The sequence below is a fragment of the Luteimonas lutimaris genome (assembly GCF_039537065.1).
GTDB lineage: Bacteria > Pseudomonadota > Gammaproteobacteria > Xanthomonadales > Xanthomonadaceae > Luteimonas > Luteimonas lutimaris.
This window is the reverse complement of record NZ_BAAAZU010000012.1, coordinates 1-363: the sequence shown is the minus strand read 5'-3', so window position 1 is coordinate 363 and position 363 is coordinate 1. Positions and strand designations below refer to the sequence as shown.

Annotated in this window: 1 protein-coding gene; it reads right to left on the bottom strand. The window is 69.7% G+C overall.

Annotation, left to right across the window (positions count from 1 at the left end; all coding sequences use genetic code 11):
- Window positions 1-363, bottom strand: a 363-nt coding sequence (locus ABD679_RS10520) for a type VI secretion system Vgr family protein (RefSeq protein WP_344760016.1), incomplete at both ends; no start/stop codon positions are given.

The following is a 363-nucleotide window of genomic DNA, read 5'->3' as shown; positions in this document are numbered from 1 at the left end:
CTGCCGCGGGCCTGCTCGTAAGCCTCACCCGGCACCGTGGTCTTCACGCTGGTCAGGAAGGCCGGTAGCGGGGACTGGTCTTCAATGAGGTGTGAGGCGCTCTTCGACTCGACGCCTTCGTGCCCGGCCAACTTCACCGTCTGGTGCGTGGTCGCCGCTTCGGAGAACGTCTGGCCCAGCGTCTTGAGTTGGGTCAGCAGCGCCGTCGGGCCCACAGCGTCGCCCGCCGGGGTCTCCCCCGCCGTGCCGTACGCGCTCAGCCATAGCCCCGACTGCGCCCGCACCGTGCCCCAAGCATCGCTGCGCAGCTCGAACCCTTCGCCGCGGAAGCTGCCGCGGTAGTTGTCGGCCTGGTGCACCAGG